Source organism: Chitinophaga parva (assembly GCF_003071345.1).
GTDB lineage: Bacteria > Bacteroidota > Bacteroidia > Chitinophagales > Chitinophagaceae > Chitinophaga > Chitinophaga parva.
The window spans coordinates 1,900,909-1,923,353 of the sequence record NZ_QCYK01000002.1 but is presented as its reverse complement, the minus strand read 5'-3'; the positions used below and the strand labels follow the sequence as shown (position 1 = coordinate 1,923,353).

Genomic DNA, 22,445 nt, shown 5'->3' with positions numbered 1-22,445 from the left:
TATCCCCAGAAAAACTGGCATTAGCACGACATTAATAACTGCCGTGACACTTTCTTAAGATCCTTAAAAAAATTGATAACTTTCTTTTAGCTACATGAGAACCTGCTACAAATACGAGCATGCATTTCCCATAACTTTGTGACTTTGACGTTATTAGATAAGGCTACTTTTCGTTGCAGCATCCGGCCAGGCAAACCCAGCTCCACCGTGCTTGTAACGCTCTGTTTCCTGCAAGTAAAAAGTATTTACTCCCTGAAGCCCAATTCCTGAGTAGTATAAAAATTGATCTACATGCTCCTGGTATTCCCCAAATTCCCGATACTCCTTATGTAAAGCAAGCAATTCGGCCAAGTATTCATTATGAATACGAAGCGCCTCTGCACTCGCATCTTTTAGCGAAAGATTGTATTCCTTTTGCAGCACAAGGATCAGATTAAAAACCTCTGTGCCTTTCGCCAGTTCCTTCGGCAAGGAATGGATATCGTTTTGCCATGCAACAACACTGACAAATAAAGTGATCATTCGTTTTACCACGGGATGCTCCAGCACATGATCTGGTAAAATAAGCCCTGATTCGATCTCCCCAAAGATCATGTATGGGTGCATCAGAACAGAATACTCACGAAGAACCTTGTAAAGCATAAGGGAAGGCGGCCGGTTAGCCACTTTATAAGGGCGTTCAGGTTCAATTCCATATCTGGTGGAAATATAGAAGTAGTTTGCAAAGCGTTGCACCCACATTTCCGGCATGAAAGCGCGGAATTCATCCCTTATTAGCGCTAATTGCCGGTACAGTGCATTTTCCTCAGCGGCAGGTTGATCTCCTCTAAGTATGGCCGTACATCGAATCCGTAAGTGTTCGATCTCCCCGGGAGATGAATCTTCTACCTGATCATCGAATACAACATATTGAAGCATGAACCTATTGCACGGAATGGCCTGCTCATATGTTAGGTGGGGCCACATACAAGCCGTACAGGCATGTAGGCGCATCTTCTTGTATCTTATTTTTTGCGACTCGGTCAAGAATGTATAATCGTTGTCAATCCAGCCATCCATATCCTTGCCCATTTGTTCTATATTGGCGTTAACAAGATTGGGCCATGGATAATAATTCAGGGGGAGATAGTCTCTTGAGTTGTATTCCTCTGGTTTCATTAATATATTTTTTAATACCGCATGCTATTTCCTTGATTGGCTTTGTTTTCCGGGGTAATCATCATCTGAACGCAAACAAGCTAACAATGAAGCTAAAGGTATTCCTGCTTCTTCTGCGGCCAATTCACCACATGGATGGATATTGATTTTTCGTGAACGAACTTTACTTCCGAAAGAGCGGCCTCTTCATACATATCATCATTATAAAGTGTCCAAAGCATAAAACGGCAAACAGGTTTGAGCCGCTCCAGACTTGCCGTAGGTACAGGCAAAGATATTTACCATCGATCCATTGCTTATCAGTAATATCCTGCAGCTGCTCAGCAAAGGGACTTTTCAGCATCGGAAAGGGGCAACGAAAACGTGCTGGGGTTGTTGTCACATCGGCATTCATCGCAATCTTTTGGGTTATTTTGAAAAGTCGTTTGCCAGATTGTCTTTTTTATGCTTTTGCACCATTTCAAAAATAATGAGGCCGCCTGCACTGGGACAGCAGTATAAGCAGAATTTAAATTAATCTCATTGGATTGTTCCTGCTCCGGGCACACACTTAAAAATGGCATACCCCGGCTCAGGTAAAACCGGGCCGGGGCGCCATTGCTTAATAGTTGGTCACAGGTCTAATGCATCACTTTCTGCAAAGCCGCTTCGAGCGCATCGCCACGCAGGTATTTACCAATGATCTTCCCATTCGGATCGATAAGAAAATTCATTGGAATAGCTTTGACATCATATAATTTAGCTGCTTCATTATCCCATGCTTTCAGGTCAGACACCTGTGTCCAGGTCAGCCCATCTTTTTGAATAGCGGCCAGCCATTTATCGCGGTCTTCGGGCTTATCCAGCGACACGCCCAATACCGTAAAACCCTTGTCTTTAAAGGCGTTGTAAGCCTTCACCACATTGGGATTCTCCCTGCGGCAGGGACCGCACCAGGAGGCCCAGAAATCCAGCAACACATATTTACCACGGAAATCAGACAGCTTCACGGGATTGCCCTGTACATCCGTTTGCGTGAAATCCGGTGCCACTTCTCCTTCCTGTGTTTTCTTTGTTTTGGCAATACGGGCAGCCAGTTCCTGGCCCAGGTCTGTTTGCTGCAAGGCGGGTGAGAACTGTTTGAATTCCTTTTCCGCCGCTACAGCATCAAACTCCGGGGGCAGCGTGGAATTAAAGGCCATCAGTGCCATGTAGTGGTCCCGGTGTGCTTTGAAGTAAGTGGCCTTGGCAACCAGGATCTCGTCCCGGATTGCATCTGCCCTGCTATCGAGGTTGTGCAGGTACGCGGTATCGCGCTGCTTTTCCAGGGGCTGCGCATTGAACTCGTCATTCAGCAGGTTATACTTATCGTAGATAGGCTTCAGGAGAGCGGTTACTTTTGCATTGTCCTCATTGGCTACTCCCCCGGTGATCACGGCATGCTTCACAGCGTCTTTTGCCACCACATTGATGGTGGTGTTCTCGATCAGGAAGGGCAGGATATCTTCTGGCGGGCGGGTAGTAGGATCTTGCGGGGCGCTGTCATGTTTTACTTTCAGGTGAGCTTCTTTAGGGCCATTCACCGTGCCTTTGAACACAAACCTGCCATTCTTCATCAGCGTAGAGTCCATGATCCGTTCACCATTCACTTTATACGTCAGGTACACTTTTTCCGGTGTTTTAATGCTGCTTACGCTACCTTTTATCACGTAGCCCTGTTGCGCTACAGCAGCCATTGGCGCACACATGGCAGCCATCACTATCCATTTAGATATTTGCATATTTCGTTTTTTAGCGGGTTATTTTTTCTTTGACTTCGTTTTCACCGGCGCTGCCACAGGGGATTTCAGCACGGCGGCCACACCGCCTGGCCGCTCCAGCAACTGCAGGGCCGCCTGGAAGCTGGCATTGTCTGTATTCAGCACCTGCAGGTAGTAATCACTGCCGGTATACAATTGATTGGCCAGCTGGCCTTTAATGCCCAGGGATAGTAAACCCAGCATGCGTTCACGGTTGTTTTCCTTCAGCGGGAAACCGGCTTTGTCTGCCGCACCCACCACGTCCTGTACCAGGTAGCCTGGTACCTTGTAAGATTTGTTGAACGCGTTAAAATCGGTGTATGCAGCCAGCAACGCGGTGCGGTTGCTATCCAGGTAATCAAACGTGATCTTACCGGAGAGCTGGTGCTCCGCAACGTTCTGCAACCAGCCATTGTACTCCACCGTATCCAGCGGGATGAACAGGTCTGGCATAATACCTCCGCCACCGTACACAATCCGTTTATCCTTAAGCGTAGTGTACTTCAAAGAATCCGGGAAGTGGATCACACTGGCGTTGGTGAGTTCACCACTGGCCAGGCGTGTATACACATTGTCCTCGTAGACGGAGCCATGGTAGGGTTTTTGAATGGACCTTCCGGAAGGTGTGTAATACCGTGCGCCCGTCAGTTCCAGCACAGAACCATCAAATACAGGCACCGGCTTTTGCATCAGGCCTTTACCAAAACTCCTGCGGCCCACGATCACGGCACGGTCCCAGTCCTGTAAAGAACCGGTCAGGATCTCGCTTGCAGATGCTGTATACTGGTCGATCAGCACCACAAGGTTGCCTTCATAAAAATTGCCGAAGCCACCAGTGTAGTAATAATCCTTCCCTTTATCGCGGCCCACGCTATAGAAGACCAGCTTATCCTTTGGCAGGAACTCATCGGCCAGGCCAATGGCTGCTTCCACGTAACCACCGCCATTTCCCTGCAGATCCAGGATCAGGCTTTTCATACCTTTTGCTTTGAGGTCGGTGATCGCTTTGTCCACTTCAGAACGGGTGGTTTCACTGAAAATCCGCAGCGAGATATAACCAATACTGTCATTTACCATGTAGGCAGCGCGCACGGATCTGTCCACCACAAAGTCGCGCACGATCTCTTTGGTAACATCAGCGGCCTCATTGTTCCGGTGAATAAGCAAGGTTACCGGCTTTCCTTGCGGACCGCGGATCTTCTTCATCACCTCAAAATTAGTAGCCCCCGCTACCGGTATTTTATCGATGGCCAGGATACGGTCGCCCGCACGCAGGCCGGCCTTCTCCGCAGGACCGCCTGTTACCAGCTGCGTAACCAATACCGTATCGTTTTCTACCATGAACTCAATACCAATACCGGCAAACTTACCTTGCATAGCCTCCCGCATCTGTGCGGATTCATCGCCGGAAAAGTAGCGGGAATGCGGATCCAGTTTACTCATCATTCCGGCAATAGCCGCATTCACCAGTGTTTCATCGCTCAGTGAATCCACATAATTTCCCTGGATGGCCTTCAGCGTTTGCCACAGCTTTTCTTTCGGATTCACTTGTGCTTTGGCCTGTAACATTGCACAGGTAAGCGCCAGCACCATTCCTCCATATTTTTTAAACAACTTCATTATTGCTCTGCTTTTAAAAGTTCAATGGCATCTGACAATTCATCTGCCAGCTTACTGGGGCTTCCGGAATAACCTTCTGCTGTGTAGCGCATTACTCCATCTTTAAGGATCACTTTGCGGGGGATCCCGGAAGAGTGAAAGAATGGCACAAAACTTCTGAACACCGCATCCTGGCCGCCGGTGGCCTTGTCTATATTGTCATGCAACAGATGGAAGCGATAGCCCTGCTGCCTGATGTAGCCTTCTGATTTTTCCTTATAGTTACCGGATTGCATGGTACCCACCATGTACACCACTACCTGCGGGTCGTTGGCGTATTTATCGATCAGCATCTGCATACCGGGAAAGGCTGCTATACAGGGCTTACACCAGGTAGCCCAGAAGTCCAGCACCACGATCTTGTTACCCCAGTCACTGGAGCGCACCAGGTGCCCTTCAGGATCCTCCATGGCAAACGGTACATACTCCTGGTTGGTAAGATGTTCCTTCACTTCTGCCAGCAGGGTCTGTTGTTCTGTGTCAGATTTAAGACCAGCCAGGTATTGATCATAATTACCATCCTTGTGCTGTGCGGTGTAAACTTCTTTCAACACATCCAGCATCCTGGGCGTCATGGCATTTGCCTTCATACAGTTTTCCAGGAAAGGCTGTACGGCAGCCTGATCACCGGTTTGCTGCAATACGTCCAGGTGCAGCTCATTGAGCTCTGCCCTCCCGTATGTAGCAGCGGGAGACAGATAGTGGAAGAAAGGTTTTGCATCGGCAAAACGGCCCATACTATGCAACAGGGTGATATGCGTGTTCAGTTCATTGTCCATTTGCTCACTGGCGTTGGCAGCCGCTCGTGCTGCGTTGAACACGCCAACCTCTATGTAAGAGGAATCATCCTTTTTTTGTATAAGTTCATTGATCATGCGGGTGGAAATGTTGAGCAGTGTATCAGCACCCACGGTTTTGAAAACAATGGCACGCATCACATTCCACCGGTACAGTTCATTCTCCGTTTTAAAATTGAGCGGCGTGGTAAGGTCCAGGAATTTATTAAACTGGCGGGCATCAAAATAAGCACTGCCCAGCACACGGTAAGTTGTGTAGTATATAAACTCTTGTCCATTGGGATGCTGATGCCATTCATTGTAGGGGAACGCCTGCAGGAATGCTTCTGCGCGCGCAATGCGATCCTGCGCTGTCACAGCGCCTTCTATAGTATGAAAGCTTACAAATCGTGCGGTACTGCCCTTCGGGTATCTAGCCACGATCAGCTGTTGCAGTGTCTTTGCCTTTTGCTCATCTTTCAAACCCAACTGGAAGTAACGCTGGATGTCACCCAGCTGGGCTTCCGTGAGATCGGTACGTTCTACCAATTGTTCCGGTGTGGCATTCCTGTACTGGTCCATCTTAGCCTGGCCCAGCACTGTGGCGGCACTCAACAACAGTACACCGGTGATCCAGTTTAATTTTTTGCAACTCATATCTGGTGGGTTTTTATCTGGCGTTTTGAATTAATTCAGGATTGAGATCGATATTCCTGGGCGGAATGGGATACACATAGCGGTCGCCGGAAGTCAGCGTGTACGTATTGCCCTTGAACGTGCGTGTAACTGTAACCGCTAATGCGGGTTCCACGCTGAGGCGACGTTGATCAAACCACCGAAGACCGGTACCAAACAATTCCCGGCGCCTTTCCTCCAGTACCAGGTGCAGGACAGCATCCGCCGTGGCAGCGGTAAGCGGGGCATAGTCCGCTGCTTTGAAACGGTTCTGTCTTAAGGTGTTGATCAATGCCAGTGCACCATCTTTGTCGCCGCTCCGCGCCAGTCCCTCCGCCTGGATCAGCATCATCTCCGGTACACCTACGCCTACTGTTACCGTGTTATTGTCACCGCCAAACATGCGGTCGCGGTAAGATCCTCTACCGTCAAATGCAGGAAAAAAGGAAGTACCGTTCCGCGTAAATAACACATAGCGCAGATCACGGGTATCAAAAAGTTTCACCAGGTCTGTACTAAGCGGCAGATCGATAAAACCCGGTTTCATCGCTTTTTTCGACATCATCACTTCCACATTGTCCAGTCTTCTCGGGAAGGCTTTTCCTCCCGTCACATAATCATCCAGGTTCAGCAACGTGTGTTGATAAGTAAGCGACTTGGCTGCATTGTCAGCAGCATCTGTGTAACGCTGCATGTACAAGTATGTTCTTGCCAGTACTGCGTAAGCCCCGCCCTTTCCGGGATGCAGGCGGTTGGCGCCCACATCCGGCAGGTTAGGTATAGCGTCCGTGAGGTCCTTGATGATCTGGTCGTATACGGCTTTCACCGATGACCGGGTCAGGTTCACGAAAAGATCTGGAGAGAGCAACAAGGGCAGGCCGGGATCACTGGCTGCATTGGCCTCGTTGTACACGCGGGCATATAAATTCACCAGCGTTAAATAAGTAGCGGCTCGCTGCACCTGCGCCTCCGCATAGACCTGCTTCTTTTGCTGATCGGTGCCTTCCGTACTGGTCATCACATTGGCCGTGATCTGGTTGCATACGTACACCAGGTTATATAACTGGTCCCAACCGGCGTCGCTTTGGTCGGAAGTATAATAGGTAGCCGCCCACGTGTAAATATTATCATACCCGTTAGTGAGCAGGTTCTGCATACTGGTATTGGTACCGATGTTGATATCATCGCTGGACAACATAGGCAGGCTGGCGGAAGTTTCCATCACGTTCACGTCATTGAGCAGCGCCTGGAAATCCGAAGTGTATTTAAACGTGCGCTGGTTAGGCTGCGTTACCTCCACGTATTTGCGGCAGGATGCAGCGCCGAGCAGCAGTGCGAGCAGTGATATATAAAGCAATTTCTTGGTCATCGTTGTTGGATTTCGCGTTACTAGAAAGATGCGTTGAGGCTCAGGAAATAACTGGGAGCAGGTGGGAGGTTGCTATAACTGTTGGTAATAATATAGCTGGGATCAATACCCATATGGTTAGCACGCCAGATGATGCCCAGGTTACGTACCGCCAGGTTTATGCTGGCTGATTTCAGCAACAACCTGGAGAGTGCCTTGGAAGGCACCTGGTAACCCACATTGATCTGTTGCAAACGCACAAAGCCATCTTTTTGCACCAACAGGTCCGAGAATTTGTAACGGTTGCTGCCATTGGTAGAAATATTAGGCAGGCCCGGTACGTTCGTGAACTGCTCATCCCCCGGTTTGCGCCAGCGCAGCGCCAGGTCTTTCTGCGCCCCGATCTGGCCATAGTAAATACCTACATAATCCGGGTAATTATCGATGGAAGACCTGCGGAATACACCGCCTGTTTCGTACGTCATGCGTATACCCAGGGTGAATGCGTTATACGAAAAATCGTTGAAGAAGCCCCCGAAATAAGGCGGCGTGGTACGGCCCATGTACACCAGGTCCTGTGCAGTGATCTCGTTATTGCCGGCATCCGCGTTGATGATCTTGCCGTTCTTATCGTATACCTGGGAGCGGCCCTGGTTGTCCAGCCCTGCCCAGCGGTAAGCATATAGATAGTCATTTGGCAACCCTACAATGGGCGTGCTGCTGCCCACCGCCAGGCTGCTGGTAGGCCTGGTGAAGCGCGAATCCGTTACCTTGTTGGTATTGTACGAGAGATTGAAAGTGGAAGACCAGTTGAAATGATTGCCGCGGAAGATATCACCCCGCACGCCAAATTCGTAGCCATTACCTTTCATACTGGCAGCATTATAATAAATGCTGCTCCAGCCATACGTACTGTTGACTGGGAACTGCCACATGATGTCGCTGGTGCGCTTACGGTATGCATCCGCAGTTACCGTCAGGCGGTTGTTCAACACGGCAAAGTCGAGCCCCAGGTTCCAGCTCCGCGTCAGCTCCCAGCTGATCTTGTTATTGGCCGGCGATGAGATGCTGCCATAAGGCTCGCGGGTCACCGGATCCAGGCCATACAACGACAATATAGCGGCGTTACTGGCGCTGGTAGGAACAGCACCCGCAGTACCATACGTGAGGCGCAGGGCCAGTTTGTTGATGGGTTTTATATGCTGCATGAAATGCTCCGATGTGAGATCCCATTTGGCACCGGCAGACCACAACGGTCTTGCGCGCTGGCTGCGGGTGGCGCCGGCCAGGGTATAGTCATCAAAACGCGCGCTGGCAGATAACACATAGCGGCTGTCCAGGAACGACAAGGCGCCGTTGCCGTAGTATGACAGGAAGCGGTTGATAGACCGGTTGATGCTACCATCACTATAACCCAGGCTGGTGCTCCAGCCCATCACAGTGGTATAATAGGTATCCGGATCCCACGAAGCAGATGCATAGGTATCTTCATCAAATCCATAACGGGTTTGCTGGTAATTCGTTCCCTGGGTTTCGCGGATCTCCGTACCGGCCAGGGCGTTCAGTGAAACGATCTTCCAGGATTTGTTCACATTCAGCTGGCCACGTAGTGCATAGCTGACATCGGAAGTATTATGGGTGATCATTTTACCACCATAAGGTACACCATATACCAGGCGGCCGTTGTTATCCACCGTGGTGCCGGTATTGATCAGCACACGTTCATCATAGCTATTCAGGTCAGCCAGGTAGACCTGCTCTTCCTGGTTGCGTTGCAGGGAGCCGGCTACGTTTACATTGGCCCAGTCAGTGATCTTCGTGGTGATATCCGTATTCAGGCGGAAGCGGTTATCCTTTCCCGTTGTATTGCCATAGTTCAGCTCCTGCAGCGGGCTGTAGGTCCAGGGCAGGTAACCTTTCTGCAGGAAATCTGCCGCCACTTCATCACGGTAGTCAATGGAACGTGCAATAGGATTACCGTTGGCATCTGCCAGCATTTCATAGGGGCGCAGGCCCAGGCGGCTGGAGCCGATGGCATTCAGTGCAGCGGTATTGGCAATACTATGTACATAGTTATAGTTGATCCCGGTGTTCACTGTTACGCGATTGTTGAACAGCTCATTGCTGATATTGGCCGTCAGGAAAAAGTTCTCCGCTTTGTTGCTGCGGAACACGGGAATATCACGGGTGTAGTTGGTAGAAACATAGTAGGTGTTATGCTGCCCACCACCAGACAGGGAGAGGTTATATTGCTGCGACACGGCGCGTTGCAGCAGCAGGTCACGGATCTGTTTTTTATTATCCAGCTTGCCCAGTGCTGTCAGCGCAGAGTCGCGCTGGGCGGCCGTTGCCTCGCCGCGATCCACTTTAAACATCCATTCCATTGCTTCGCTCACCGGCTTGTTTTGGTTGAAGGTCATCCAGCTGTTGTCCCACACCGCGGGATCGGAGTAAAAGCCCAGATCCTTCATTTCCTTTTCCAGGTCAATGTACTGGGCGCTGCTCATGCGGTTCAGGTTCTTCAGATTAGCCGGGTTAGCGATGCTGAGGTTTGTATTGAAATTTACCTGCGAAGCATTCTTCTTGCCTTTCTTAGTCGTGATCACGATCACGCCATTGGCCGCTTTGGCGCCCCAGATAGAGGTGGCAGCAGCATCTTTCAGGATAGTGATGCTTTCAATGTCTTCGGGATTGTAGCGGCTCAGGATACCGCCGCCACTGGCAGAGGGATTTAATTGTGTTACAAGATCCTGGTCCACTGCGGGGAAGCCATCTACCACCACCAGCGGGCTTCCGGTGGAGTTCAGCGTGTTCACACCGCGAATGGTCACTTTATTCGTCCTCGCATCGAAACGCACGCCCGGGGTGGTACCTTCCAACCTTTCAATGATGTTCACGGCAGGCACTGCTTTCAACTGTGCGGCAGTGATCTGTCCAAATGCCCCAGTGGCGCGCTCTTTGGGCAATGTCTGGTAACCGGTGGAAACCACGTTCACTTCCTGAAGCTGGTTTACATCCGATTCCAGTTGTGCATTGATCACTGTTTTATCACCGATCTCGATCTTCTGGGGGATCATACCTACATAGCTGAAGATCACTGCTTTGGTGCTGGTTTGCAGGCGCAGGGTGTAACGCCCGTCACTGCTGGTGAGGGTACCAAAGCGGATAGCGTAGCCTTCCGGCAATACGGTAACCCCTATCAGCGGATGCCCTTCCTTATCCGTTACCACGCCAGTGAGTGTTTGCACATAGGGATCAGATATGGCTGTGTTATCGGCCGGCGCACCCGCGTTGTCGTTGGTCTTTTCGGACCGTGTATCGCGGATGATGGTGTAATAGTTTTCCTGCACATAAAGGAATACAAACCCCTTTTTGTACAACAGGTCTTTCAGCACATCTTCTACCGGCACTGATCTTTTCAGCGGTAATTTCAGGTTTACCGTCACATCGTCCAGCAAATGTGCTTCATAAGAAAACTTAGTGCCGTATACGGCCTTTACCTCGTCCAGCGCGGCTTTGAGCTTCATTTGCTGCTGGGCAAATAGCCTCCCGGGCACTGCTCCCAACAGGAAGCAGATGACAATAAAAAGTCTAAAGTTCATTCTACAGATTTGGGCTGATAATTAAATGTTTTCCCTTTTGGTTGATTTTAAGATTGAACGCCTTCCTGATAACAAAAAGGATGTCGTCTGCACTGGTGGCAGGGATGGTACCTGACAACGTTCTTTGTGCAAGTTGTGGTGATGTTAAAGTAATGTCATAACCATAGGTATCTTCCAGCACATGCAGGATATCCCCGAGGGTATAACCATCCGCATCCAGTTCGTCGTTGGTCCACGCCCTGTTGGCCTGCGGCTGCCTGCCTTCCATGGTTGTCAGCAGTTGCCTGCTGCTGTCGTACACATAGGCATCCCCGGGTTTGAGCATTTTGACAAATGCACCGGGTCCTGTTTTTTCGATCCGGAGACTACCTTCCAGCAGCGATACTTCTGTGATACCGCGGCGGTTCCGCACATTGAATTTAGTACCGGTAACGGTCAGTGCCAGGTCACTTACGTACACATGAAAGGAGTCTGACTGGCGCAGGCGGTTCTGCAGGGCCACGTGTTTCACTTCGAAGAAGGCTTCACCCTGCAGCCAGATCTGGCGCGGTTTCCCGGACTTCCAGGTGCGTACATAATGAATGGCAGAATGGCCATTGAGCGTGATCACCGATTCATCAGGCAAGACTACCTGTTCCTGTTTCCCATAGTCGGTAGCATACTGTTTTTCCCCAAGGGACGACCATTCACGCGAGAGTAGGGCGAAGATCAGCACCGCTGCAGCAGCGCTGATCCACCTGGCGGCTATGCGCAAGGGCCGGTACACCTGCCGCTCCCGCCGGTCGTGTTGTTCCATATCCTGCGCGATCTTGTCCCACAACTGCTGGCTGCTGACCGCGGGCTGGTAAGACCGTTGTCCATGCAGCAACTGTATCCAGATACGGGCTTCCTCCATGGCCGTTCTTTGGGCAGGATACTGCGCGGCCACCTGCCCCCAGTGGGCAACAGATGCTTCATCCGGGTGCAATACATGGCGGATAAACTGCTCATCCTCAAAGAAAGTGGTAGTGGTGTAATGCTCGTATGACTGGTTTGGAAGATCCATGCTTATTTAAATACACACGGCTGCGGGTGTTTTATCCCTCCCGGTTATTAAAAAAATAATAATTTCATTAAAATGGGGATAAAATGAATGATTTTCAAAAAAGGGTGTAAGAAACAGGAAGTAGTTAGATTTTTTTCAAGGCAAGTAACGCCGCCAGCAACAGGAGGTCTGACTTGGACAAATAGGTGCGCAGGCCGTCTATAGCCTTATATAGTAATTTATAGGTACTGGAAACCGACAGTTGCATGACGGCGGCAATTTCCCCGTACTCCATTTCTTCGAAGTAGCGCAGGTGGATGATCTCACGCTGGCGCGGCGTCATCCTGCTTAATGCCAGGCGCAGTTGCCCGCGGAGCTTTTCCAGCTGCTCGCGGCTGATCAACGTTTGATCATACGCCAGCTCCTGGTCCAGGTCCAGAAAGTTGTCCAGCAAGGAAAAGCTATGTTTACGCTGTTGTGTGTCCATCGCGCGCAGGAGTACGCGGCGGAATGACTTGTAGAGGTAGTTCTTTACAGATGCTGTAGCCTGTACCCGGTCCCGGTTCTTCCAGAGCTTAACAAATAAGTCCTGCAAGGCATCTTCAATCAGGTGATCGTCTGGTGTGAATTTGTGACCGTAGTTAAATAAAGGTGTATAGTATTTGTCAAAGACGACCTGCAGCGCACTTTCATTTCCCGAACGAAAAGCATCCCATATATCTTTGTCGTCCACCATCTTTCCCGGTCGGTTCAGTTTTGGTTTAAATGCGAAGATGGTCAAAATGTTTGGTATTTCAAAATGGCCGCCGCGCAGTGGGTAGCAAGCATTCCCATAGTAACAGCCCTGAAAATGTCAGTACGCTTTAAGGTCAATCATAATTTTGCAAAAGGAATGAACGCAGTACAGCCCATAGAAGATGGCGCGCATAGTATTGGCATAAGCATTAAACACATCTTCACACCGATTTATGCACTACGCGAAGAAATTCCTGTTTATGAAACTGAAATTCCACTTTCGTTTAAATAGTCACGAACCTGGCTAATAGCTTTGCGAAAAAATAACCCGCACGCATCCCGAAAAATTAAGTTTTGACGGATTTATACTTCGAAGTACCCGCATCGATGAAGCAGTGCGCCTCGTATACTTACTGGACAAGGATTTTGGCTTAAATAAAAACAGGACAAACGAGCATAAATCTCATTTGTCCTGTCAAGTCGTCCTCACTGTACAATTTTCGAACTATTTCATTGAAGATTTAAAAAATATAGCAAACATTAAAATATAATAATCAGATAGTTAAATCGAAGCGAATGAAAATATGGACAAATTATGTAGATACATAGATTTAGAAGGACTATCGAGTTCTAAATCCCCTTACCCGAATGTTAGTACGCAGCATCGTAGCCTTTAATAGATTTTCTTAAAATGAAAGGTAAAGTTTTTGCTCAGGGTTAACTAACTTTGAATCAGAAGCTTGTCATATGATATTCAAATTCTTAAAAGCCCAAAATGGTGATTGCACCTTAATTAAATATACGGATAATAGCGGTGCCCAACGTAATATTATCATAGACTCAGGACTTGACGCCACTTATTTTGACCTAGCTACAAACACGTTTGGCGAACTTAAAGCTGAAATTGATGATATCAAAGCTCACGATCAAAGAATTGACTTACTGATCCTAACGCATATCGACAATGATCATATTTGTGGGTTTTTGAAGCTTTTTGAAATGGATGAGCAAATTCCAGGGATTATTAACATGGTCTGGTTCAATTCTGGAAAGTTGATCGCGGAAAAGATTGAGATTGAGGCGAATAAAGCACTCGCTATAAAGATGCAACAGCAGGGAGTAGTTGCAACGGGTGTTAGCGAAGGAATTGACTTTGAGGATTTTCTATTAAAATATGATTTTTGGGCACGAGATTTAATTCTAGGTGGACAGAGGCATGTCATTCATGATGCCCAATTCGAAATCTTAGGCCCGACCATTGCCCAGCTTCACAAGCTCTTAAAAGAATATCAGGATAAAACGGAGGACGATGCTTATACTAGCGCTGGAACTAATGATTGGAGGACAGACGTAGAAAGCTTTATCCAGGAAGAAGTTTCCAACTATAATTTTTCACAAGATACCAGTGTAAAGAATGGCAGTTCAATTTCTTTTATTTTAACATTGAAAGGTAAAAAGTTTGTTTTTCTTGGAGATTCTCATCCGAGACCAATAACCAAGGCGTTAGCAGAATTGGGGCATACTGCAAAGAAGCCGTTGGCAGTAGAGTTTCTTAAAGTCTCACATCATGGCAGTAAAGCCAATACAAACAAAAAACTACTATCAACGTTAGATACCGAGCACTATATCATTAGTACTAACAGCCAGGTTTATGGACATCCGCATAAGAGAACTCTTTCCCGAATAATAGCAAGAAACCCCAATGCAATATTTCATTTTAATTATGAAAATGTAAGAGAAAATATTTTTAGCGAGGCCGATCGGGGGAAGTATAATATACGCGCACGCCTCACTCCTTCTATCTTTTATAAAATATGACACCCGAGCAACTCAAAACCTATATTGTATCCCTAAACAATGGTAGCGGATGCTTGTTCCAACCAATGGAAGGAATAAATGCATACACCTACATTCTGACTGCCAAACATCTTTTTGAGGGCACGAGGCGGGATGAAAATGGAAATAATACAACCTATGATACAAGAAATGGAGATACTGTTCCCATTACCAGACTTACCTATCAGGCTGGAAGTTGGTCTGAGATCATATTTAATTTTGTAGTTAATAAAGGGGAAAACTATTTTGCGTCACCGAATGCTGATGCGGTTATTTTAAAGATCGACTTTCTCGCCGGTTTCGATAAGATCTTTCAATCCAGTATCAGCCCAGCCACTAACGGATATGGTTTGAATGGCTATCCGAATATTTACAGACCACGCGCTGTAGGTGAGAGAAGTACAACACATGCGATTTCACGACTGATTTCTGGTGGTTCACAGACCTATGGCGCACAACTGGAAAATGTAACCCTAGCACAACTTCAACTCCAAGGAATGTCTGGTGGAGGAATTGTAAAAATCATAGATAACGCAATTTCGATTATTGGAATTCAAAGCAAGGTCGCTCATCAAATGCTTGCTGGCGGTCAGATTGACTTTGTACCAATGGAATACTTCAACCAGATTATTAAAAGCGTCGCTAACCCGCAGAAATTATCTGCGCTGTATCCGCCTTTTCTGCATTCTTTCGAATTTCTAAAAAATGATGCTTTTTTACTAGAGGTTGACGAAATCGATGAAGGAAATATTGAGGGCGCTAGAATCACACTGAGAAATAAAGCTGAACAGATTGTTAAATCGGATATTAGCCCTCAAGGCATTAAAGAATTGTTTGAAGCGCGATTGTTAATCATTGAGGGCGAAACAAGTTGCTTTTCACACAAAGAAATTTGGATTGCCTGGCTCGAATTTCTCACCATTTTAAATATCGTAAAATATGACCCCATTCAAAAAACAATGCTGTCGAACATTTTCAACGAGTATCGCTTAAAATATATCGATGGCCATGGATGGACTGAGGTACGTAAAGATTTGGGCCGCTCCGACTACATAGGGCTGAAACCAGACTCTACTATATTCGTTAGTTCTAAAACACCGCCAAAATCTTCGTTTATCCTTAAAAAGGGCAAAGTGATTGATATCGCCAAACCCTATGATAAGCGAGGGTTTAAAACCGATGAGGGAATTGATCCATTCACTTCCTTTGACTTTGTACATCTAGAACATTTCAAAGAAATTTGCATTATTAGGAAACTAAGTGAATATCAGGACCTCAATGAAGATCAATTACTTGAAAAACTGAAATCTGAATATCATGAGCTTTTCGATTAACCAGTTTATTGATACCTTAAATGCCAAATTTGAAAACCTCTCAGTCGACTACCAGGAGCTAGACTATAACGGAAAAATCCCGGTGTTTTTTGTGAGAAGTAAAAGCCTTGAAGATTTGACTGCGGACTGGATAAAATTGGTGGATGTTATTGCATTTGACTTTCAAAGCCAGCTGACCGATGAGTTCCAGATCTGGAATATCTATATTTTCTTTATTAGACCGGCAGGGATTGAAGATATGGTTAACTATAACAGTCTTAAGCTAAAAATTGAAAACGATACTTTCTCCAGTAGAAAGATTTTGGTTGAAGACATGGAAAACGATGTGATTATTAACGAACATATCGTTAACGGGAATGTGCACTTTTCAGTGGATCAGGTTGCCCCAGCTGCCGTGACATTCGACGCAAACCCTATACTTTGGTCGATTCTAGAAGTAAAGACATTGAAAAAGCAGAAGATGACTGCTGAAGCCAGTAGTGCTTTCGAAGAGCTATTAAAACAACTTAAAACGCCCCGTCCATGAAATTTAAGAAGGTTGAGATTTCGGCATTTCGAATTTACGATGACGCCAAGGATGCAACTTTTGATTTTTCGATTAACGAAACCACTACGGCGGATTTCATCTCTCTATATGCACCCAATGGCTATGGCAAGACCTCCTTCTATGATGCAGTAGAATGGGGAATGACTAATAATATCCAACGGTTTTGGCAAAATAAGTCAATTACCAATAGTGCGATTGATGCTTTAAAGAATCAATCGGATACGCAAGTTAAACTTTGGCGAAATATCCACTCGAAACATCCAACTTACGTCAAAATCTTAGGTGAGGGAATAGAGCCGATCAATCGCCAGCTAAAACCGCACGGGAATAAGAAATCCGATGCTGAAATGGATGGTGGCGAAAGTTTGGTCAACAGAACGTTTCGTCACGTTATTCTTTCACAGGAGTGGATATCCGCTTTCCTACGCGAGATTGACGGGAATAGACGATATGAAATATTCATGGACAATCCCGAATTAAAAGAAGTTAACAGCTACTATAAAAATCTTAAAGCTTTATTGGCGTACTGCCAGAACAACATTTCGATAATCGGTCAAAAGATCAGCGAAGAAGAGAAAAGGGTCTCTGCACTGGAAAGCGAAAATGTCTTGGATAAAATTAATCAACAGATTGATATCCTGATTGAAAAATTTAAACAATCGGGCTTGTATAAACTTACTTTAGCGACAACCAGGGAGGATGTCAGTAAGTTGAAAAACCTCATTGCCGAACGACTGATCTCTTTTAGTGATGATAGCATGATACGTGAAAAGCTCGAATGGTTATCAGTAACGAAGATTGGAGCCAATGATTATGTTGGTATTCGAACATACTTTGAATTGGAAGCAAGAAATAAAATCATTGTAGAAGCACAACGAAATATTCGCGGCATTTTAGCCAAGTTTACGGAGACCGAGAATAAATCGAACGAAATTGCCGCGCTCAACAAATTGTTAATAGAAAAGGAGACGCATAAGAGTAATATTTTAACAATCATTAGCCAATATGAAGAATACTTACGGGTAGCTGGCTTACTGTTATCCCATGAGGCAAGGTCGAATGTTCTTCTGGCAGATATTAACAACAAAACCATCGAACTTGATAATCTCGAAATACAAGAAGCAAAAACTAAGGTTGAATTGAACAGAATCCTTGCTGAAATCAATGAAGCGAATCTGACAATTGCAGGACTTCCTGAACGCCTACTACTTATTAAAAAGAACGAGCAAGATATTGTTATTCAGAACGAAAAAATCACAGAGATTAAGACTGGCTTAAAACCGCTGGAAAGCCAGGTCAAAACCATCGACGCAGAAATAGAGGCATTTAAAAAAGCAATTGCAGATCTTAGAAATGGTACCTATTCGAAGATGCTTATCGATGATCAAGATTTGGCATCGAGTACAGACGCCATCCTAATCAACCAAGAGGCGCTGGTAAAAAGTAATGAACGGCTTACAGCCCTAAATGAACGTATTGCAGATCAAGAAAAGTTAAAATCTGAGTTGTCAGCTTTTGTAAGGCAGGGTTTGGACATTGTTAACAAAGACCGCAACAGAAATCACTGTCCTCTTTGTGAGCAAGCTTTTAATTCGCATCAGCAATTAGCCGAGCGAATCGCTAATAATACAACGTTAGACAAAATACTTCAGGACCTTTTCATAGACAAAAATAAATTAGAGCAGGAAGTCTCACGACTAGTAGAGTTGATCAAAAGTGCAATGGAACGATTGCTGCTTTATTTTGAAGAAAAAATAATAGACAAACGGATATTATTATCAACTGTGTCCCGTGAAGTAAAGAGTTTAAAAGAAACAAATGCCTCGTATGAGAGCACTTTGGAAACCATGCAGAACGATCTGCGTGAACTCATGATGCAACAGCTCGGTTTGAGTCACGAGGCCTACGAACAAGAATTGAATAGCAATCTAAGTTCATACAAGAAAAAAGAAGAGGAGTTAAACAATTTACTGAAAAAGCAGAACCAGACACAAAAAATCCTCAATGATATTTTGGCAAAATCGCGAGATGAGCTCAAACTCTTGATTCAAATTATCGAGGCACTCAACCAGTCGGAACAATACCGCGCGGTACTAGCATGGTTTCAAATTAATTTCAATACAGAGGAAGCTTCTATAGACATCTTGCAGAATGAACTTGTGGAAAACGAACTTTTAATTAAGGAATATTTTGAAAAAATTGGCACCTTGCGGGTTGAGCAAGAAAACATAACCCTAGAATTGAGTGCCTACGATCAACAGGCAGAAGAAAAAAAGTTGTATAATTTAGTTTCTGAAAAAGAACGCGCGGATGCAAAAATGGATGGTTTCAGGAGCTTGCTGAAAGATAAGCTGGACATCGAATCTCAGTTCATCGACTTCAAGACTCTGTCGGCTACGCTTGATTTGAAAGAACAAGGCTTCAAACTTTCGCAGATAACTAATAAGTCCTTACTAGAAGAGTACTCAAAAATTGAAAAATATGCAGACCATATTAATGAATTTCTACGGTCGGAGAATGCTAAAATACAATTGCAAAATCTAGCATCAGAAAAAGAATTTTTGGAGCAAAATGTACGATCATTATTAATCAAAGAAGTTGAAAAAACCAAGTCCTTCCTTCAAATAAAAGTCAAAGAATTTTTTTTCGAAGATTTGATTAATGACTTATACCAAAAAATTGATCCACACCCAGACTTTAAAGAAGTGCATTTCAGCGCTGATTTTGACGCAGACTCTCCTCGTTTAGATGTTTTTGTCAGGGACCGGATGAACAAAAAGGCAGACCTTATACCCAATCTATACTTCAGCACCGCACAGATTAATATTCTAAGTTTAAGCATATTTTTGGCTTCAGCGTTAAATACTCCTGATTACAACTGTATTTTTATTGATGATCCAATCCAGTCCATGGACAGTGTCAACATTCTTTCTACCATTGATCTTTTACGGAGCTTGGTATTGAATTATAATAAGCAAATCATCCTTTCCACACATGATGAAACATTTTTTAATTTGTTAAAGAAAAAAATGCCACCGGGGCAATTCAAATCGAAGTTTTTGGAACTCGAAAGCGTCGGCCGAGTGAAAGTCGAAGTTTAAAATTCAAACTCAACCCATATTATGTCAAACGTGCTGTTTATTTTTAAGGTGTACCTATAACGAACGAGCAAACACTTTTTTCTCAATGAACCTCTATCTACCCCTTTTATTTTGTTATGATAAACTACAACCTACACTTATTGGGCTGGTACGCCTTTCAACAGCTTTGTTTAACCATATGCCGCGAAATATTAGGACAGACGGTTTCCCAGTATTTGGGTAGCAATGATGCGGGTAAAGATGGTGCATTTACTGGTGAGTGGAAACAGCAGGGACGGGAAGTTCTAACGGGAAGGTTTATAATACAATGTAAATTTACAAGTAAACAGGGGGCAAATCTTAGCCTTTCAGACATATCGGATGAAATTGAAAAAGCAAAAAAACTGAAAAAAAGTGGACGATGTGACTGCTATATTTTACTAACAAATGCGGGCATTTCTGGTGTTTTCGAAGAGCTCTTTGTTGACGCCTTTCGAAAAAATGGTATTGAAACAGCGAAGATCTATGGAAATGATTGGATCTGCGCTCAAATTCATGAAAGTAAGAAGCTTCGCTCTCTAGTACCGCGGGTTTACGGCCTTGGTGATTTAAGTCAAATACTGGATGAACGAGCTTACAGTCAAGCTAGACAGCTTCTAATATCAATGAGAGAGGATCTTGCTAAAATTGTCATAACCTCAACGTATCATAATGCGGCAAGAGCCATGGATGAACATGGCTTCGTGTTGATAATTGGAGAGCCGGCTGCCGGAAAAACAACTATAGCCTCCCTACTGGCAATGGCTGCACTTGACCAGTGGAAATTAATGACGATTAAAATCGAAAGACCTGAACAAATTACTAAACACTGGAATCCCGATGATCCTGCACAATTTTTTTGGATAGATGACGCTTTCGGGGTAACCCAATACGAATCTGAACTAGTTTATGGGTGGAACCGAATTTTACCTCAAGTAAAGTCAATGCTCAAACAAGGTGTCAAGATAGTTATGACCTCAAGAGATTACATTTATCGAAGCGCAAGAAAGGATTTAAAAGAAGGTGCGTTCCCGCTATTTAACGAAAGTCAAGTTGTCATCGACTTACATACATTAACGATACTTGAACGGCAACAAATATTATACAACCATCTAAAATTAGGTAGCCAAAACAAGACTTTCCTAACTCAAATAAAACCATATCTGCCGGGTGTTGCTGATAATAGGCGCTTCATCCCCGAGACAGCTAGACGTTTATCAGATCCAATATTTACTAAAACGATATCTCTCGATCCATACTCCTTAAGTGAGTTTGTTGAAAAACAAGAAAGTTTTTTAACTGACACAATTGGGGGACTAGACATGCACTGTAAGGCCGCGCTAGCGCTTATCTACATGAGAAACGGTTTTCTAAATAGCCCAATCAAGATTGATGAACAAGAACTGTCCGCAGTGGAACGTTTAGGCAGCAACATAGGAGACATTATAACAGCAGTAGACGCCCTCCGAGATAGTCTCCTTCAATTTGTAAATATCGATGACAAGAGTGGATGGCGATTTAAACACCCTACAATTGGAGATGCCTTTGCTAAAATAATATCAAATAGCCCTGAAATGCTGGAAATCTATTTGCAAGGAACGCCAATAGAAAAGATTTTTGAACAGGTAACTTGCGGAAACATGAAATTAGAAAAGGCAATAGTAATTCCAATAAACCTATTTGAGACTGTTAGCGCGAAAATGCTTAAATTCAATGATTCCTCAACCTATAAAACCGCGTTTCTATCTAAATGGGCAGCAGAACGAAAGCTACATAATTTTCTTGCACGCAGGTGTACACCATCTTTTTTAAAGTTCCATTCGAAGCAAGATCCGCAGATTTTTGATAGAATAACAAAACCAAGCTTATCGTTTGATTACTCTGAAGAAATCAATCTAGTGATTAAACTTCATCGCGAAAAACTTTTACCTGAAAATTACAGACTGATATTTATTGAACACATTTCTTATTTTACAAACAAAGGAGATGATTTAACGGCACTGACGGATAAAAACCTGCAATCTGTTTTTACTAGGCGAGAGTTGAAAGAATTACGAGCATCTTTAAGAACAGAAATCACACCAAATCTATCAAATTTGCTTACCGAAGAGATTGCGAATTTTGGACGCCAAAATTCAGAAACAGCTGAAGAATATATGGAAAATTTGTTGGAAAGGTATAACATATTGCTAGATGAATTCAGCGAAGAACCTAAGCTTCAAAAATTAGTTACAAAGCAAATCGAAACAGCTAAAAAATGGATTGAAGATAACGATTGCTCTGAGTTTTCAAGCAAACCAGACAGAAAACTAGATACTTCGAATGAAACGAGAACGTTCAATGTCATAAGAACAATCTTTGATGACATAGACTCTCATTGATTATTGACTGGTACATAGCTCTTGACTGAATTGCGTTACTTATCTTGTATCAACTGCAGACTTAAAAAAATAGCAATTATAATCGTAGACAACAGCACCAAACTAAAGTTGTCTTTTTAAACTTTAGTGAATAAAATTAAGTCACTCAAAAGCTGTCCCAGACCATCCGAGCACTTATTGAAAGATTTTAAAAAAACTAGAATTGTAATAAATTATGACTCAACAGACCATAAAAAATATTTGCGACAATTATCTGAACAAAAAAAAAGGATATACAGCTGAAATAGATGACTACAAAGACGAAACAAAAATGATAACCTTTAATTTTCGTATTCTGAAAAATGGAATATTCAAAGCCGATCAACCGATAAGGATAATAAAAACCTCTGAGCTTCCAATAGAAGGTCAACTTCGCTCTCAGATCGATCGTTTCTCAGCTTTAGTGGAAAACAATCGCATTTAGCTAATAGTCA

At 44.8% G+C, this 22,445-nt stretch carries 15 protein-coding genes; 7 read left to right on the top strand and 8 right to left on the bottom strand.

Features of this window, described 5'->3' with window-relative positions; genetic code table 11:
* Positions 1-153: 153 nt before the first annotated feature.
* The 8 genes from DCC81_RS18010 to DCC81_RS17970 form a co-directional block, all read right to left on the bottom strand.
* Positions 154-1,158, bottom strand: a complete 1,005-nt coding sequence (locus tag DCC81_RS18010) for a terpene synthase family protein (RefSeq protein WP_108687971.1) — start codon at positions 1,156-1,158, stop codon at positions 154-156.
* Between the two features lie 620 nt (positions 1,159-1,778).
* Positions 1,779-2,918: a TlpA disulfide reductase family protein gene (locus DCC81_RS18000; protein ID WP_108687969.1), complete on the bottom strand. Its 1,140-nt coding sequence runs from the start codon at positions 2,916-2,918 to the stop codon at positions 1,779-1,781.
* An 18-nt stretch (positions 2,919-2,936) separates the two neighbouring features.
* A complete protein-coding gene (locus DCC81_RS17995) occupies positions 2,937-4,556 on the bottom strand; it encodes a S41 family peptidase (RefSeq protein WP_108687968.1) in 1,620 nt (539 codons plus the stop codon).
* A complete protein-coding gene (locus DCC81_RS17990) occupies positions 4,556-6,028 on the bottom strand; it encodes a TlpA family protein disulfide reductase (RefSeq protein ID WP_108687967.1) in 1,473 nt (490 codons plus the stop codon). Before DCC81_RS17990 ends, DCC81_RS17995 begins: the two co-directional genes overlap by 1 nt.
* Before the next feature lie 13 nt (positions 6,029-6,041).
* Positions 6,042-7,415 (bottom strand): RagB/SusD family nutrient uptake outer membrane protein, encoded by a 1,374-nt coding sequence (locus tag DCC81_RS17985; protein ID WP_108687966.1) that lies wholly within the window; start codon positions 7,413-7,415, stop codon positions 6,042-6,044.
* 20 nt (positions 7,416-7,435) lie between these two features.
* Positions 7,436-10,996 carry a SusC/RagA family TonB-linked outer membrane protein gene (locus DCC81_RS17980; protein WP_108687965.1) on the bottom strand — a complete coding sequence of 1,187 codons (3,561 nt, stop codon included), beginning with the start codon at positions 10,994-10,996 and terminating at the stop codon, positions 7,436-7,438.
* A gap of 1 nt (position 10,997) precedes the next feature.
* Positions 10,998-12,041: a FecR family protein gene (locus DCC81_RS17975; protein ID WP_108687964.1), complete on the bottom strand. Its 1,044-nt coding sequence runs from the start codon at positions 12,039-12,041 to the stop codon at positions 10,998-11,000.
* Positions 12,042-12,165: 124 nt separating this feature from the next.
* On the bottom strand, positions 12,166-12,801 hold the full coding sequence (locus DCC81_RS17970) for an RNA polymerase sigma factor (RefSeq protein ID WP_133177706.1): 636 nt from the start codon (positions 12,799-12,801) through the stop codon (positions 12,166-12,168).
* Positions 12,802-12,819: 18 nt separating this feature from the next.
* Between DCC81_RS17970 and DCC81_RS17965 the strand changes: the two genes are divergently transcribed.
* The 7 genes from DCC81_RS17965 to DCC81_RS17935 all read left to right on the top strand — a co-directional run bounded on the left by DCC81_RS17965 (position 12,820) and on the right by DCC81_RS17935 (position 22,435).
* Positions 12,820-13,047 carry a hypothetical protein gene (locus DCC81_RS17965; protein ID WP_108687962.1) on the top strand — a complete coding sequence of 76 codons (228 nt, stop codon included), beginning with the start codon at positions 12,820-12,822 and terminating at the stop codon, positions 13,045-13,047.
* 455 nt (positions 13,048-13,502) lie between these two features.
* Positions 13,503-14,573 carry a ComEC/Rec2 family competence protein gene (locus DCC81_RS17960; RefSeq protein WP_108687961.1) on the top strand — a complete coding sequence of 357 codons (1,071 nt, stop codon included), beginning with the start codon at positions 13,503-13,505 and terminating at the stop codon, positions 14,571-14,573.
* On the top strand, positions 14,570-15,925 hold the full coding sequence (locus tag DCC81_RS17955; protein WP_108687960.1) for an ABC-three component system protein: 1,356 nt from the start codon (positions 14,570-14,572) through the stop codon (positions 15,923-15,925). The genes DCC81_RS17960 and DCC81_RS17955 overlap by 4 nt, the downstream gene beginning before the upstream one ends.
* Complete coding sequence (locus DCC81_RS17950) at positions 15,909-16,451, top strand: ABC-three component system middle component 1 (protein WP_108687959.1); 543 nt, start codon at positions 15,909-15,911, stop codon at positions 16,449-16,451. The genes DCC81_RS17955 and DCC81_RS17950 overlap by 17 nt, the downstream gene beginning before the upstream one ends.
* The gene (locus DCC81_RS17945; protein ID WP_108687958.1) at positions 16,448-19,573 is read left to right on the top strand and encodes an AAA family ATPase; all 3,126 of its coding nucleotides are present in this window, start codon (positions 16,448-16,450) and stop codon (positions 19,571-19,573) included. Before DCC81_RS17950 ends, DCC81_RS17945 begins: the two co-directional genes overlap by 4 nt.
* A gap of 116 nt (positions 19,574-19,689) precedes the next feature.
* On the top strand, positions 19,690-21,972 hold the full coding sequence (locus tag DCC81_RS17940; protein WP_108687957.1) for an nSTAND3 domain-containing NTPase: 2,283 nt from the start codon (positions 19,690-19,692) through the stop codon (positions 21,970-21,972).
* Positions 21,973-22,186: 214 nt separating this feature from the next.
* Positions 22,187-22,435, top strand: a complete 249-nt coding sequence (locus DCC81_RS17935) for a hypothetical protein (protein WP_108687956.1) — start codon at positions 22,187-22,189, stop codon at positions 22,433-22,435.
* Positions 22,436-22,445: the final 10 nt, after the last annotated feature.